The sequence below is a fragment of the Pseudoalteromonas sp. SR45-6 genome (assembly GCF_014163545.1).
In the GTDB taxonomy this organism is placed as follows: domain Bacteria; phylum Pseudomonadota; class Gammaproteobacteria; order Enterobacterales; family Alteromonadaceae; genus Pseudoalteromonas; species Pseudoalteromonas rhizosphaerae.
On record NZ_JACJDM010000040.1, the window covers coordinates 15,172 to 30,637 of the forward strand.

A 15,466-nucleotide genomic window follows, 5' to 3' on the forward strand; every position below is an offset into this window, starting at 1 on the left:
TTAATCTTTCATCTAAACATTTTTCCTAGCACCTAGAATCTTTACCCTTGTATTACTGGCTGACCTGCTAGCATACGTAGTTCTTTACTGCGCTCGGTTTGCATTTCGTATGAAGCGGTTTTAATGCTGCTCACGTAATTCCACTTAGCGGTGGCTTGCTCTGGGGTAAAAGTAACGGTTAAGTAGCCACGATCTACGAGGTTGTTATAGATTAAATCATTAACCAATAATGGGATTACTTGCTCCATTTGTGCGGTTGCTTCTGGCCCTTGCGTATTCAGTGCTAGGTATTCTTCAAGACCAGGCGAAGACACCGAAGAGGTAGCAAATTCTACACCGGCATTTTGTGACGCTGCAATTGGGTTTGCAGCATCAGTAACTAATTGCCCAGCCCAACCGTTATGAGTATCACCCGCTAAAACCACTAAGTTCTTTTGTGCGGCAATGGCAGTACCAAGCAGCACTTCACGTTCGTAGGCGTAACCATCCCATGCATCTAAATTGTATGGTGCAGTAGTATCAACTCGGGCACGTTCGACATCAGTAACACTTGGATCGCCTGCAAGCACACGGCCTTTGATTTGTGCAAGTTCAGCAAATAATGCCGATGCTTGTGCTAATAATGCATTTGTGTCGCCGCCATTTGCTTGACTTATTTGTAAGCTCACTAGTAGTTGCAGTACTTCAAACGGCAAATGCATTTTGGTCATCAGTACTTGTTGGCCAAGTACCTGCCATTTTGAGTTTGATGTTGTCATGCCATCAGTGAGCCATGTTAGCTGCTCATTGCCAAGTAATGCGCGCGATGGTGAGCTTAGTGCGTTTGCAAAATCACTTTGTCCTTGTGCACTGGTTAGGTCAAAATCAGCATAGTTTAGCTGTTCATCACGGGCGAGTACACGCGTGTCTAGCATGTATAAAGAGACTAAATTACCAAACTCAAAGCGACGGTAAATTCTTTCTTTATCAGCTACATTACGAATTGGCATCCATTCAAAATAGGCCTGTAGGGCATGTAGCTTACGTTCGCTAAATTCACCTTCGCCTTCATTATGGTTTTCTGCGCCATTTCGCCATGTGTCATTGGTAATTTCGTGGTCATCCCACACAGTAATAAATGCACAGTTACTATGCGCAGCTTGTAAGTTTGAATCAGTACGATAGTGGGCATAGCGGTTACGGTAATCAGCTAAGCTAATTATTTCGTCACTGTTATCTTCTGGCAGTAAACGGCCTAAAATACCAGCATCTTCAGTAGCGTAGCCATCATTGCCGTATTCATAGATGTAATCACCTAAATGCAATACAGCGTCTATGTCTGTTTGCTTGGCTATTTCACCATACACATGGAAAAAGCCTGCGGGGTAGTTGGCACACGATATAACAGCAAATTTCACTTTATCAATGCTGCCTGTTGGTAGTGTTTTACCTGCACCAATAGGTGAGGTTTTGCCATTCGATTTAAAGCGATAATAGTAAGTGGTGTTGGCGTTTAAGCCTTGTAAGTCGACTTTTAGGGTGAAGTCTGTAGCTGCACTTATATGTGTTTCACCATTGTGGCTGATATTAGCAAAGTTAGGGTCGGTTGCTGCTTGCCATTGTACTTTAATGCTGGTGGTTGTTGGATCTAGAGGGGTTACACGAGTCCACAGAATTAGGCTGTCAGCTAATGGATCACCACTGGCAACACCATGAACAAAGCTCACGTCAAGAATGTCGTCATCTTCATCGTCAAACCGACAAGCTGTTAATCCTAATGATAAAACGGCGACACCAAATCCTGCCGCCGAGGCTTTTAAAAAATTTCTTCGTGTAAACGTCATTGCTCTGTACCGCTAAATTTAAAAGTAAGAGCTTATCCGACCAGTATGACTTTTATGTGAAGCTGTTATGCCAATTGCATTAAAATACTTGGCAAACCTGTTCTGCATTACAGGTAATAACGGTGACGTTTTCATAACCAACGCGGGTAAGTGCTTCAGCGCTTAATGTTGCGCGTGCGCCACTGGCGCAGTGTAAGTAAATTGGCCGAGCTGGGTCTTTTTCGATTTCCATTAACTTCATTTCTAGTAAACCTCGGGGAATATTAATTGCGCCGATAGCTGCTTTTGCCGCATGTTCGGCGGGTTCACGTACGTCAATTAGTAGTCCTTTGTTGTCAGCAATTTCTTGCTTGGCCTGTGTAGCCTCAATGCGGCGTTGATTTGGCGTAATTATTTTCATTAGATCTGGGATTGAAGTAAGCATGTTATTCCTCGAAACCTAGTTTTTTTAAAAGAGTGATCATCGGGCACCATTTACTAAATGCTGATTGAATTAAGTTTAGAGCAATAAACACTGTAAACCAAATCCACAATGGATCATGAAATTGCTGTAGTAACAATGATATGCAAATCATTACACCTGCTATCAAGCGAAGAGCATCGTTTAGTTTCACGGTTAACCTTAGTAATAGTGACTGTTACTATTTAATATATTAGATAAAGCTACATTAGTAAATTATAATATTAGACTTTTCTAATATAGCTAACTATAATCTGCTGTACTTTGAATATAAGAGTGGAACTATGACTATCGACTTTGCAGCTATGGCTAATAACGTAGAGCATGCTGAGCAGCTATTAAAAATTTTAGCAAATAAAAACCGTTTAATGATTTTGTGCTCTTTGCAGGGGCGTGAAATGAGTGTTTCTGAATTAAATGCGGCTGTACCATTGGCACAGTCTGCTTTATCGCAGCATTTGGCTGCACTACGAAAAGCAAATATTGTTAGTACTCGTCGCGAAAGCCAGACCATCTATTATCGGGTGATTAACGACAACGCACAGGCTATGTTAGCCACGCTCTATGGTTTATTTTGTAAGGAATAACCAAATGGATAAGCTCGACAGTGCAGTAAAAAATAGTCTTAACGGGCGTATTCCTATCATTATTTTTGTAATGGCTGTGTTGCTTGGCATTATGGCGCTGCAGCAAACTTCCCGTGAAGAAGAACCGCAAATAGTGGTGCCGATGCTGGATATTTATGTCTCAGCTCCTAACATTGAAGCTCCCGAAGTGGCAAGGCTGGTCACGCAACCACTCGAAAAGTTATTGGCGCAATTACGCGGTGTTGAGCATATTTATTCAACCACACAAAGTAATGGCACTGTGGTGACATTGCGCTTTACTGTGGGTCATGATCGTGAACAAGCAATCCTCGATACTTACGCCAAACTATATAGTTATCAACATACCATGGCGTCAGTTATTAGCTCATGGCAGGTGCGCCCGGTCGAAGTAAATGACGTGCCGATTGTGATGCTAGGCTTATTTAGTAAAGATCCTAAATTATATAACGACTATGAGTTAACCCGTTTTGCTAACGAAATTGCGAATAGTTTACAGCGCATAGAAAACACCAGTGAAGTTAAAGTGATTGCTGGGCGCAAACGCACTTTAACGGTCAATTTAGATGCGACGGCCCTAGCAGCTCATCAAACTACGCTCAGCGATGTTTATTATGCACTGAGTGTATCTAATCAATTATCTCAGGTTGGCAGTGTTGTTAATGCAGAGCAACAAATCATGCTACAAGCTGGTGATGTGTTACGAACAAAAGCCGCGATTGAGCAGCTTGTTGTAAATGTTATTAACGGCAAAAGTGTTTATTTAAAAGATATTGCAAAAGTACTCGATGGACCAAGTGAGCCTGAAAATTATCAGTGGCTAGCGCAATCTGATACCACACAAGAGCATCCTTTAGTCACCTTAAGTGTTGCTAAAAAAGCGGGCACAAATGCAGTCGCAGTCGCAAATGATGTACACGCGATGATGGCTGATTTAAAAACTAATTTTTTACCTTCGCAAATAGATTACACAATACTTAGAGATTACGGGCAAACCGCTAACGAAAAAGTGAATAACTTAACCTCAAGCTTAGTGTTTGCGGTATTTACCGTAGTGATTTTTGTTGGCGTGTTCTTAGGCTGGCGACCCGCTATCGTTGTTGGTTTAGCTGTGCCAATTTGTTATGGCATAACCTTAAGCCTCGATTTTGCGTTTGGTTACACCATCAACCGAGTAACGTTATTTGCATTGATATTATCACTGGGCTTGCTGGTGGATGATCCGATAACGGGCATTGATAATATTAGCCGTTTTTTACAAAACAAAGGCAATAAAAAACAACAGATTGTCGCTGCAATGAGCGAAATACGTGGTGCATTATTAATGTCGACACTGACCATCATGGTGGCTTTTATTCCTTTGGCTTATATCACTGGCATGATGGGCCCATATATGGCACCAATGGCATTTAATGTGCCTGTAAGCGTGATGGTCTCAACCATTGTGGCATTCTTTGTAACTCCTTGGCTTGCCATGAAGTTATTAAAAGAACCGGTTGTTGAGCACAATGATTTAACTTCCCCTAAAGTAGCTATTTATGAACGCTTATTAACGCCTTTACTGGCCAGTAAAGGGCGCGCAAAACTGATTTTATGGGCAACCTTAGGATTATTTATTATCAGTGCATTGCTGCCCGTGATGCGAATTGTGCCGCTGAAGTTATTGCCGTTTGATAATAAAAATGAACTACAAGTACTGATAGATATGCCCGAGGGGACGAATCTGGAGCAAACAACACTGACCGCTCGTAAAGTACAAGCAATAACATGGCAGCTTAGTGAAGTAAGTGAAATAGCTGCGTATGTAGGGCAACCATCAAGCATGGATTTTAATGGTATGGTGCGCGGTTATTATCGCCGTGAGGCCGCTAATTTAGCTGAGCTTAGAGTATTACTATTAGACAAAGCGCAGCGCGAGCAACAGTCTCATGGTGTCGTGATGCGTTTACGTAAACAGCTTGAGCCATTGGGCGTTAATGGCATTGTGATAAAAGTGGTTGAAGTTCCACCCGGGCCGCCAGTATTTAGCACCTTAGTGGCTGAAGTGTATCGTGATCCGTTTGTTGATACGCAAACCCACCATCAAGCGGCTCAACAAGTTGCACAACGACTGAAGCAAGAGCCCCATGTAGTTGAAGTTGATACAAGTATTGCAGCCACGGCTCCGATGCAGCGCTTTATTACCGATAAAGCCAAGGCGGCTTTGTCGGCGGTATCAACACAAGATATTGCCAATACATTAGCGATTGCATCTGCGGGTAAAAATGTGGGCGTAATGTATGTCAGTGGTGAAACGCAGCCCGTTGATATCAAAATGCAATTACCATATCAGCAGCGAAACCAATTAGCGCAACTGCTTGCTATACAAATCAGAGGTGATAGAGAGCTGGCAAAATCAACTAATGAGTTTGGTTTAACTAGTGCGCCACGACCGTTGGTGGCTTTATCTGAGCTGGGTGAATTTCATAACCTAAATGTCGCAAAACCGATTATGCGTAAAGACCAACGCGAGGTTGTATACGTGATGGCAGAGCTTAATGGCCGTACTCCTGCAGAAATCATTGCGGACGTAAACGCTGATTTAAATGTAAGTAGCGATGATTTTGAGCAAACAAATTGGTTAGCCCGCAGCTTTTTTAATAACGGTGGAACTCAGGCTTGGCAATTACCACAAGGCACGCATGTAACGTTTAGTGGTGAAGGTGAATGGCGGATCACAATTGATGTGTTTAGAGATATGGGAATTGCGTTTGCTTTTGCGTTAACCGCCATTTTTATTATTTTACGAATACAAACGCAATCTGCCAGTTTATCGCTGATTATTATGTCGGCTATTCCACTTACTGTGATTGGTATTATGCCGGGTTTTTGGTTATTAAATCAGTTTGGTGAGCGCTCCATAGCCGGTGCTCCAGAGCCTGTGCTATTCACCGCAACAGCGATGATCGGCATGATAGCACTTGCTGGTATTGTGGTGCGTAACTCGCTTATTTTAGTTGAGTTTATTAATCAAGCTCGCGGGCAAGGGATGGCAATAAAAGCGGCATTGATTGCCGCAGGCACAACGCGGATGCGGCCAGTATTACTGACTGCTGGCACAACTTTATTAGGCAACTTAGTGATTACGTTAGACCCCGTATTTAGTGGTCTTGCTATCGCTATTATTTTTGGCATTGTGGCATCAACATTGTTTTCGTTGTTTGTGGTGCCGCTAGTTTATTATTTAGTGTTTGCGAACACACAAACAACCGAGGATGAAGCTCATGCAAGGTAAATCAAAACTGTTCGGCTCAATCATTGCGTTGCTAGTGATTATTGTTGCTGTGCTTTATATGGCAGGCAGCTTTTCAAATAAACAAGCCGCAGCAAATAAACCCGTATTAGCAACGACATATGAGGGAAAAGTCGCTACCGTTGAGCGGACGGCGATCAAGCGCAGTGAAGATGTTCCCGGTACTGTGATTGCAAAACAAAACACGCAAATTTCGTCACGAGTGATGGCACAAGTGGAACGTTTAAATGTACGTGCTGGTGATAGTGTTGTGCAAGGCGATGTTCTCATTACTTTGCAGCAAGACGATTTTAAAGCGCAATTGGCACAAAGTGATGCGCAAATAAAAGCCATTCAAGCGTCACTTACACAAGCTGATAAACAGCTTAAGCGCGTAACTGACTTATATTCACAAGGGTTGGTATCGGTTAGTGATAATGATGAGGCAAAAGCGAAATTTGATAACTTAACCGCAAGCTTAGCTGTTGCCAAGCAACAGCAAACCCAAGCACAAGTCGCACTTGAATTTACCCGTATAAAAGCGCCCATTTCTGGAGTTGTTGTAGAGCGGTTAGTTGAACCAGGTGATACCGCAGTGCCTGGTTCACCTTTATTGGCACTTTATAATCCACAACAATTACAGCTTGAATTTAATGTGCGAGAACGTCAGGCAATTAGCCTCACACTGGGTCAAAGCTTAACGGTCAGTTTGCCTTCACTTAATATAACCGCTGTTGCGGTGGTGAGTGAAATTGTTCCGATTGCCGATAGTGCTGCACGTAGTATGTTAATTCGTTTAGAGTTGCCAACACAATCAAACTTGATGCCTGGTTTATATGCACAGCTTCACTTGCCACTGGATACCGAGCAAGGAATTTTAATTGAGCCAAGTTGGGTGCATGAGTACGGTCAATTAGCCATGGTATATGTTATTAACGAGCAAAAGATTGAGCGCCGCTTTGTTCGTTTAGGGGAGGTGATTAATGCTAAACAGCATATTATCGCCGGGCTTAACGCCGGCGACACATTAGCGGTGGATTTTAAACCTAAATGAAGGTCGCAACTTCGTCGAGTGATTTTTTCACCAAGGCATGATTAGGCACAGTAGCATCATCACTTGGGTAACCGGCAATGAGCAGCATATAGGGGCGTTCGTTGTCTTTGTCGCGGCCACAAATGTCGGTTAAAAAGCTCATTGGTTTAGGTGTGTGAGTTAGTGTTGCAAGCCCTGCGCGATGTAATGCTTGAATTAAAAAGCCGGTGGCAATACCGACTGACTCATGCACATAGTAGTTGGTGTTTTTATCATCAGTATTTAAGCCGCCTTTCTTTTGGCTGAATACGGCAATTAGCCAATGTGCATGCTCTAAATAAGGTTTGCTGGCATCAGTGCCTAATGGCTTTAGAGCATCTAACCACTCTTCACCAGCGCGGCCTTCATAAAATGAGCGTTCTAATTTCTCGGCTGCTTCACGAATTTGCTTTTTCACATCACTACTATTAATTGCTACAAAATGCCACGGTTGGTGGTTTGCACCACTTGGTGCTGTAGCTGCGGCTTTAATGCAGGTTTGAATAATATCTTTTGGCACCGGTCGGTCGCTAAAACTACGAATTGTATGACGACGCTGGCTTGTCGTTAAAAACTCATTAGCGCGTTCAAGCATCTGTTCATGTGGATATTCAATAAAGTCTGTAAGTGGTTGGTGGTCATGTTGCTGCATGGCTTTTCGCTTCTTATTAAATGTTGATAACTATTTTTATACCCAGTAGCGAGATTAGGTGCAAGTAATATTTCACTTACATTTTCCTGTAATTAGATAACAAAATTACTTTGTCGGTCTTCATTAAGATGATTCATTTTTGGGTAAACAAGATAGTGAAAGATTAAAAATTAAATTATTTTTTGAGGAATAGTCACTTTCATTCGGTGTATTGCTTAGTTAATACCTAACTACAAGAAAGGAAGTCGACATGAAATTTTTACCTAAACCTAAATTACTCACTTTATTGCTCAGTGCCCATCTTGGAATGGCTAGTTTAGCAGCGCCCGGGGTGTCATATGCGGCTACACCGCAGATTCATACCTTTAATATTCCCGCAGGTAAGCTTGATGATAGTTTAAATCAGCTGGCGATCACCGCAGGTATAGAGTTTCATTTAGATGCTAGTTTGTCGCAAAAAACCCAAAGCCCTTCATTACAAGGTCGTTATAGTCCTGAGCAGGCTATGAATATTCTACTCTCTAATAGTGGGCTTTATAGTGTGGCTCAAACAGATGGCTCGTATCGAATTTTAGCTAAAGCTAGCGAAAATAGAATGATATTAGATACCATCAATGTGGCTACTGGAGATAATTATGGTGTCACTCGTGATGAAGCTGGTAAGCATGCAATTTATGATGATGATATATCAACGGTATATACATCAATAGATGAAATAGAGCGATATAAGGGCAAAGATGCTGCTGATTTGTTCAAAGGTATGCTCAATATTTACAGCGGTGATGCACGAAATGGTGGAGGTGTTGACCCGAGTATTCGTGGGGTACAAGGCCCAGGGCGAGTGCCATTATCAATAGACGGTACTGAGCAAGCAATTACAGTGTGGCGCGGCTATCGCGGCGTTTCAAATCGTAATTATGTTGATTCAAATTTAATTGGCAGTATTAAAGCAATAAAAGGCCCTTCACTAACTCCAAATGCACATACTTCAGTTGGTGGGGGGGTACAAGTTAGCACTATTAGTGCTAGCGACGTACTGCTTGAAGGGGAAACCAGCGGTGGGGGTCTTGTAATGGAAAGTAGTAATAATGCCGTTGCTCCTAAGCTGCCGACTTTATTGACTGGGCAGGATTACAGGGAGGTGGAAGGTTTCCCGCAAATGACACCTAATTTTGCTTACGGCGACCCTTCTTTATGGAAAGAGATGAGTGGTGATAAAGAAAATAACCCCTTGTCTGGTGAAGACTATGCTTATCGTTTAGCGCTAGCTACGCGCCAAGATAACTATGAATTACTCGCCGCCTATGCATATCGTAATAAGGGCAACTATTTTAGTGGCACCAAAAAATCAGAGTTTTACAATCAGCCTAATGACCAAGAGTTTAATATTACTAAAATGAATCCGCGTTCTTTAGCGCACCGTCAACGACCAGGTTATGAAGTGCCAAATACATCCAGCGAGTTGGAATCTTTTTTACTCAAAGGTGAATTTAATATTAGTGAAAACCAGCAATTAAACCTCGGTGCACGTATCACTAATGCGCAATACGGTGAAATTATGGCAAGTCGAGCTGGTGACATAGGTGAAAATGGTGAAATGGCACAATGGCCTCTTAGTAAAGTTGAAGCACAAGCCTATAACATAAAATATCAGTGGAACCCGAAAAGTAAGTTTATTAACGTCACTTCAAACCTCTGGAGCACTCATACCATTAGCAATACTAACTCTGCTGGGGGGTTCCCAAATTACGCTAATGCTATTTGGGAGTTAGCGGATCCTGATGCAAGCCCAATAATACGTAATACAGCAGTTGCCAATAACCGTGAGAATCGTTTTGGTTTTGATGTAAGTAACCAAATGATGTTATCGGATGAGTTGGAGCTAACTATGTCAGCGCGTTATCAATATCATAAAATTCGCTCAGAAGATGAATATCGCGGTACAGTCGATGGTTGGAAGCACTGGCCTCGTGAGGGCAGACGAGAAGAGCTTGAAGGGCAGTTTAATTTTAAATGGATGCCTAGTGAGTCGCTGATACTTTCAGCTGGTGCGAGTTATAAAAGTTATTGGGCGATTGATGACTTTTTATCAAGCCGAATTGCGGCTGAGGATGAGCGCTTTACGAAAGAGCACTCTGCCGCTGAAGGGGTATATTTAGAGTATAAAACAGCTTACACAGAAGCGGAACATCAAGAAATAAGGGAGCAAGAGAGAGAGCAGTATAGCGATCTTTTCTTAGGCGATGCTGCAGGCCTTGAAGACTTTTTAAGCTACCTTGAAGATGTCCGAGAAATGAAAAATAAAGTCAATTTAGAGCCTTGGTTACATAATGGTGAGGGTAAATACCGCAGAGCAAATAATATATGTGTTAACGGTGAATTGAATAACGTAGCTAATTATATAGAAGGCAGTTGTCGCCAAGCGGGTGGGCCTGTTAATGAGTACGAGAAGCCAATTGAGGGCGGTAAAAAAAAGGGCAGCCACTGGGCTCCAGGATTTGCTGCAACTTATTTACTTAATGAACATAGTCGAGTGTACATACGTTATACCGAGGGCATCCGCTTCCCGAGTATGTTCGAAAGTACTTTAGGCTTCTCGGCTAATAACAACCCTTACACAGATATTAAACCAGAGCATACCTATAATTATGAAACTGCGTTTGTACATAACTTTGAACAAGGGGACATTAAATTAACCTACTTTCATCATAAAACAAAAGATGTCATAGAACGCTCAGGTAATTTACTTCGTTTTTATAATATTGATAAGCAAACGCTGCAAGGATTTGAGTTTCAAGGCCGCTATGACAATGGTTCGTTTTTTGCTGATTTAAGTTTATCTCACATGACTAAGAATGAAGTCTGTGATGAAAGCCTTGCAATTACTCAGGACCCTGTCGAGGGCTCTGTTCCTAATTGTGTACATGCTGGTTTTGCAGGTGGTTACTTAAGTGATCAAGCTATTCCTAATGACTCGGTTAACTTGAGCCTTGGTGGTCGTTATTTCGAAAATTCCTTAGAAACCGGATTACGAAGTGTGTATTTATCAGCCAGTAAAACTGAAGAAGATCTTGAGCGAGATAAAGCGCTGACTTTTGACGCATACGCAAAGTATATTTGGAGTGAGCGCCTTAACGTTGAGTTAGTAGCCACTAACTTGACTGATCTTTATTATATTGACCCACTGGTTCGTTCGAGCGTTCCAGCTCCTGGTAGAACTGTGAAGTTAAAACTACAAATGAACTTTTAATTTATTGAATTAGCTTAAAAAATAAACCCACAAACTAAATAGTTATTATTTTTTGTGGGTTTTTATTTTTCGTTCGGTGTAGTTAATGAAAGCACCTTAGTTGTGCTTTTTATTTCATTGATTTTTTATTTAAAAGGAACTGAAAAATGAACAAATTATTCGCAACACTCGCCGTACTTACAACCACTTTTAGCTTTGCTGCCCATGCAAATTACGTAGGTACTCAAAATGACAATACCAATATTGAAGTAGGAGAGTCTACGGTTAATGGTGGTCCTCATGTAGCAGGTCGAGCTGGTATTGGCATTGCGGCAATGGGCTCTACTCAACAGAAAGTTGATTTTCAGGCGTTATCAGCTTATGCCCAACCAACTAACGGTATTCACTCTTTAAGCATGGGTCATGGTGGTACTGGCACATTTAATTTTGCAAAAGTGGGTACTAGCGATGTCTGGTTTGGTGAATGGTCACAAGATTTTAACGGTAATGGCAACGACCGCGCAGTATATTATGTTGGTAATAATACCAACACGACAGTACCAGTAAGTGGTATAGCTAGTTATGCAGTTAAAGGAGTAAATAAGTTCAGTGGTAATAATCAACTTACAGGCGATTTTACGGCTGATTTTGGTGCTCAGAAGTTAACAGGTAGCCTAGCTAATTCATCTCTTTCATTAACAGTGAATGCAAACATAACATCATCCACAGCTGCATTTAATGGTACCTCGTTAGCAAATGGTACTTCTCGGGGTGTAGCTACAGGCCATTTCTTTGGTGCTGATGCTGCGTCACTTGCAGGTATTGCTACCTTTGCTGATCGTCAATTAGATACTGCGTTTGGTGGAACTAAAAAGTAATCGCAATTATTTAGTTGGGGCTAATATTTGGCCCCTTTAATTGACGCTTTTGAGTATTATTATGAACCATCAAAATAAAAGTCATTATTACCGTAATACAGTGCAATTATGGGTAGTAATGTTAGTGTTAAACTCCCCTCTCTTATCTGCATCGACTGAAACGCGATTACATTTACAGCAACGTATAGAGCAAAATATAAAACAAAATGAGCATTCAATGGTTGCCGATGCGGCGCATGATTCAGCTAAGTCTTCCTCTTTTACAATTAATGGTCAGCAAATCCAAGTTAATAACAATGTTCATGAATTAGGCCAAGCAGTCTATTTGTTAGTTCAGCATAAACAATGGCCAGCAGCACAAGATTTTTTATCTCGCTATGTGGCACTAAAAAATTACGATGTAATGCTAGCTCATTATGCGCAAGGTGCGATTGCTCGATCTGCTGGACGTTTAAACGAAGCTGAACAGCAACATTTGGCTGTATTAGCTCAGCGACAAGACTTTTTACCTAGTCAATTAGAGTTGGCGCGGGTGTTGTTTGATAATAATAAAAATACTGATGCGCTTATATTGTTTGAACATATTGCTGAGCAGTTACCAAATGACAACCCTAAGGTTGACGGTGTGCGCCACACTGTAAATAGTTTTATTGATGCGCTTAACTATCGTCAAGCTTGGCGGGGGTCTTTTGCGTTAGGGCCAAGTTTTAGCGATAACTTGAATCAGTCATCACAAAGTTATACGTGTTTGCTTTCGCTGCCGAGCGAAGAGTGTTTAATTGAGCGTGAAACCCCTCAGGCTGTATCGGGAGACGGTGTTGACTTTGATGCAAATATTAGTAAACGATTCGCTTATTCTGGTCACCACGGATTGAGTTTCCGAGGTCTTGCGTATGGCAGTAATTATCTAAGTAACAGTGAATATAATGAGCACACTGTGATTGCTAATTTAGGTTATAGCTATCAAACGGCTTATGAGCAATTTTCAGCATCTGGGCAATTTAAATACAATGCATTAGGCAATAGTACGCTTTACAGTGCTGCGGGTGTTAAGCTTGATTGGCTAACAAACCTGTCGAAAAAACTAAATGTAAAACTTGAGCTTGAAATTGAACAGCAGTCTTATCAACCTCAGCACTATAGTTATCAATCCGGTACACAATTGGCAAATTACAATACCCTTTGGTATCAGCTTAATGAACAATGGTTACTGTTTGGTGGTCTAGATTACAGTAAAAAGAATAACAGTGAACAGGTACATGCTTACCAATTATTTTCGAGTAGATTTGGTGTCAATAAGCGCTGGAGTAATGGGGTAGAGACAACTTTCTTTGCATCGCTCAGATCGCGTAAATATGAACAGTATAGTGCTTTATTGGCGCAAAAGCGTAAAGACCTTGAGCAAAATTACACACTGATTGTAAGCATGCCAAATCTAGCTGTATTTAGTATGACACCAATTTTTACCTTAAATCATACTGCTGTTAACAGTAATGTAGATTGGCTATATAGTTATGATAAAAACAGTGTCAGTTTAAAGTTTGAGAAAAAGTTTTAAAAACTCTCTTTATTCACAAGTTAATGTAAAGGCAAAAGGAGGTTTGCCTTGAATTAACTGCAATTAATAAGTATTATCATTCGCATTCATTTTTAGGGGTGATACAGAATGATAAGCAATCCTGTCAATATAGCGTGTATTGATGATATGTATAAAAAGCACAGTAACTGGCTGTCTATTTATATTCAACGCCGCTTAGGTTGTCCTGAAACCACAGCAGATTTAGTACAAGATACTTATTTGCGCATGTTAGCAAAAACAACACTACCAAGCATGCGAGACTCTCGGCGTTATTTAACGCATATTGCTAAAGGGTTGGTGATAGATTTGTATCGCAAGCGCAATGTAGAAGCTGCGTATTTAGAGTTAATTGCAAATGATCCTATTGCTCTGTCGGCATCTGCAGAGTCTCAGCTGCTAATGATTGAAGCGCTGACGGAAATAGATAATCTTTTGCAGCGGTTACCCGAAAAAGTCCGCCAAGCATTATTGATGCGTCAGCTTGAAAATATGAGTTATAAACAAATAGCAAAGCAATTAAATGTTTCTGTGTCGTCGGTAGAAAAATACATAGCCAGAGCATTACAAAGTTGTTTAATGGTTAACCTAGAAATGTTGTTTTAATCATGACGCAAATCTCGCCTGAGACAATACAACAAGCCGCGGTTTGGATGGCTAGATTATGGGCTGAAGATGTTAGCCAAGATGATAAAAGTGCTTTTAAAACTTGGTATGAGGCTGAGCCCGAACATGCCTTAGTATGGCAGCGGTTAGAGCAACTGCAGGAGACATTTCATCAAGCTCCGCAATCTGAACTTAGTCGTGCAGTATTAGCACGTAAGAAAAAGGGATTATCACGGCGACAGCTACTTGTATTAGGTCTCTTTAGCCTAGCGAATCTGAGTTTGATTTTTGCGGGGCGAGCAAGCCAACCTCGTGGGCGTGAATATGTTACTGCCGTTGGAGAAATTAAAACCGTTACCCTAAATGACGGTACGATCATGGCTTTGAATACAGATACTCTCGTTTATATTGACTTCGATCAGTCAGCACGAAGATTACACTTATTACAAGGAGAAATATCTGTCACCAGCGCACGCCATACAGCCCCTTTATATGTGACCACGCGAGATGGAAAAGCTGTGCCAATTGGTACACGTTTTACTGTCAAGCAACAAGAGTATCGCACTTTAGTTGAAGTCTATGAAGGGGTTGTGGAGCTTCGACCCAAGCAGGGCGTAGAGTTACTTAGATTGAAAGCCAAGCAGCAAGCTGTTTTTGATATAAACAGTATTATGCTAATACAGCATTTACTCACAACTAAGCCGTTATGGCTTGAGCATAAAATACAAGCAAATGGCAGCAAATTAACCGATTTTATTGCCGAACTTGCTCGTTACCGACGGGGTGTTATCAGTGTTGAACCGCAGCTTGCGAAGTATAAAGTTACAGGGACTTTTTCAACAAAGGATACAGATAAAACTCTACGGCACTTGAGTGAAATATTGCCTATAGAAATCCACTATCGCTTGCCTTTCTGGTTATCAATTAAAGAACGAAATTAAAGTGTCATAGCTCTACAGGCTTATAATTCAGTGCTAATGAAAAGGCGCTGCAGATATGCATAGCTGAGTGTATTAATTGGGTTTATTATTCGCTTTAACATCAAACAACTATGCAGCTGTTTGCGCGCTGAAATTAGGCAAGCCAAAATGTTATTACTATCCAGCATGACGAAATTATAGTGATAATGCTAGTATCACTTACAGAGCTACTATTTGATTACTGTGCTGTTGTGTGGCTTTCACTTTTAGTTAAAATCGGTGATTATTTTTTGTGTTTCGTTTTAGCATTCGTGGCAAAATCAGGTGCAAGTACTATCTAGTTTACAACTTTGCTATTTTATTTTTATTTGATT

At 41.2% G+C, this 15,466-nt stretch carries 12 protein-coding genes; 8 read left to right on the plus strand and 4 right to left on the minus strand.

Going from position 1 to position 15,466, the window contains the following annotated elements:
- Positions 1-41: 41 nt before the first annotated feature.
- The 3 genes from H5158_RS15890 to H5158_RS15900 form a co-directional block, all read right to left on the minus strand.
- Positions 42-1,823 (minus strand): alkaline phosphatase, encoded by a 1,782-nt coding sequence (locus tag H5158_RS15890; protein WP_182740415.1) that lies wholly within the window; start codon positions 1,821-1,823, stop codon positions 42-44.
- A gap of 79 nt (positions 1,824-1,902) precedes the next feature.
- Positions 1,903-2,247, minus strand: a complete 345-nt coding sequence (locus H5158_RS15895) for a rhodanese-like domain-containing protein (RefSeq protein ID WP_182732369.1) — start codon at positions 2,245-2,247, stop codon at positions 1,903-1,905.
- A 1-nt stretch (position 2,248) separates the two neighbouring features.
- Complete coding sequence (locus H5158_RS15900; protein ID WP_149983085.1) at positions 2,249-2,437, minus strand: DUF2892 domain-containing protein; 189 nt, start codon at positions 2,435-2,437, stop codon at positions 2,249-2,251.
- Between the two features lie 130 nt (positions 2,438-2,567).
- On the opposite strand from H5158_RS15900, the gene H5158_RS15905 reads away from it, so the two are divergent.
- The 3 genes from H5158_RS15905 to H5158_RS15915 are packed head-to-tail and all read left to right on the plus strand — an operon-like array spanning position 2,568 to position 7,213.
- On the plus strand, positions 2,568-2,870 hold the full coding sequence (locus tag H5158_RS15905; RefSeq protein ID WP_149983086.1) for a metalloregulator ArsR/SmtB family transcription factor: 303 nt from the start codon (positions 2,568-2,570) through the stop codon (positions 2,868-2,870).
- Between the two features lie 4 nt (positions 2,871-2,874).
- Entirely contained in the window at positions 2,875-6,162 is a 3,288-nt protein-coding gene (locus H5158_RS15910; protein ID WP_182740416.1) for an efflux RND transporter permease subunit, read from the plus strand.
- Entirely contained in the window at positions 6,152-7,213 is a 1,062-nt protein-coding gene (locus H5158_RS15915; RefSeq protein ID WP_182740417.1) for an efflux RND transporter periplasmic adaptor subunit, read from the plus strand. Before H5158_RS15910 ends, H5158_RS15915 begins: the two co-directional genes overlap by 11 nt.
- Here H5158_RS15915 and H5158_RS15920 read toward each other — a convergent pair.
- Complete coding sequence (locus tag H5158_RS15920; protein WP_182740418.1) at positions 7,206-7,883, minus strand: nitroreductase family protein; 678 nt, start codon at positions 7,881-7,883, stop codon at positions 7,206-7,208. The two genes, H5158_RS15915 and H5158_RS15920, sit on opposite strands and share 8 nt — an antisense overlap.
- A gap of 250 nt (positions 7,884-8,133) precedes the next feature.
- On the opposite strand from H5158_RS15920, the gene H5158_RS15925 reads away from it, so the two are divergent.
- From H5158_RS15925 to H5158_RS15945, 5 genes are all read left to right on the plus strand, one after another.
- Positions 8,134-11,133, plus strand: a complete 3,000-nt coding sequence (locus H5158_RS15925; RefSeq protein ID WP_182740419.1) for a TonB-dependent receptor — start codon at positions 8,134-8,136, stop codon at positions 11,131-11,133.
- 146 nt (positions 11,134-11,279) lie between these two features.
- Entirely contained in the window at positions 11,280-11,990 is a 711-nt protein-coding gene (locus H5158_RS15930; RefSeq protein WP_149983091.1) for a Slam-dependent surface lipoprotein, read from the plus strand.
- A gap of 61 nt (positions 11,991-12,051) precedes the next feature.
- On the plus strand, positions 12,052-13,548 hold the full coding sequence (locus tag H5158_RS15935; RefSeq protein WP_149983092.1) for a surface lipoprotein assembly modifier: 1,497 nt from the start codon (positions 12,052-12,054) through the stop codon (positions 13,546-13,548).
- Positions 13,549-13,656: 108 nt separating this feature from the next.
- Positions 13,657-14,172, plus strand: a complete 516-nt coding sequence (locus tag H5158_RS15940) for a sigma-70 family RNA polymerase sigma factor (RefSeq protein ID WP_149983093.1) — start codon at positions 13,657-13,659, stop codon at positions 14,170-14,172.
- Positions 14,173-14,174: 2 nt separating this feature from the next.
- Positions 14,175-15,113, plus strand: coding sequence for a FecR domain-containing protein (locus tag H5158_RS15945; protein ID WP_182740420.1), 939 nt, complete (start codon positions 14,175-14,177; stop codon positions 15,111-15,113).
- The last annotated feature ends 353 nt before the right edge of the window (positions 15,114-15,466 follow it).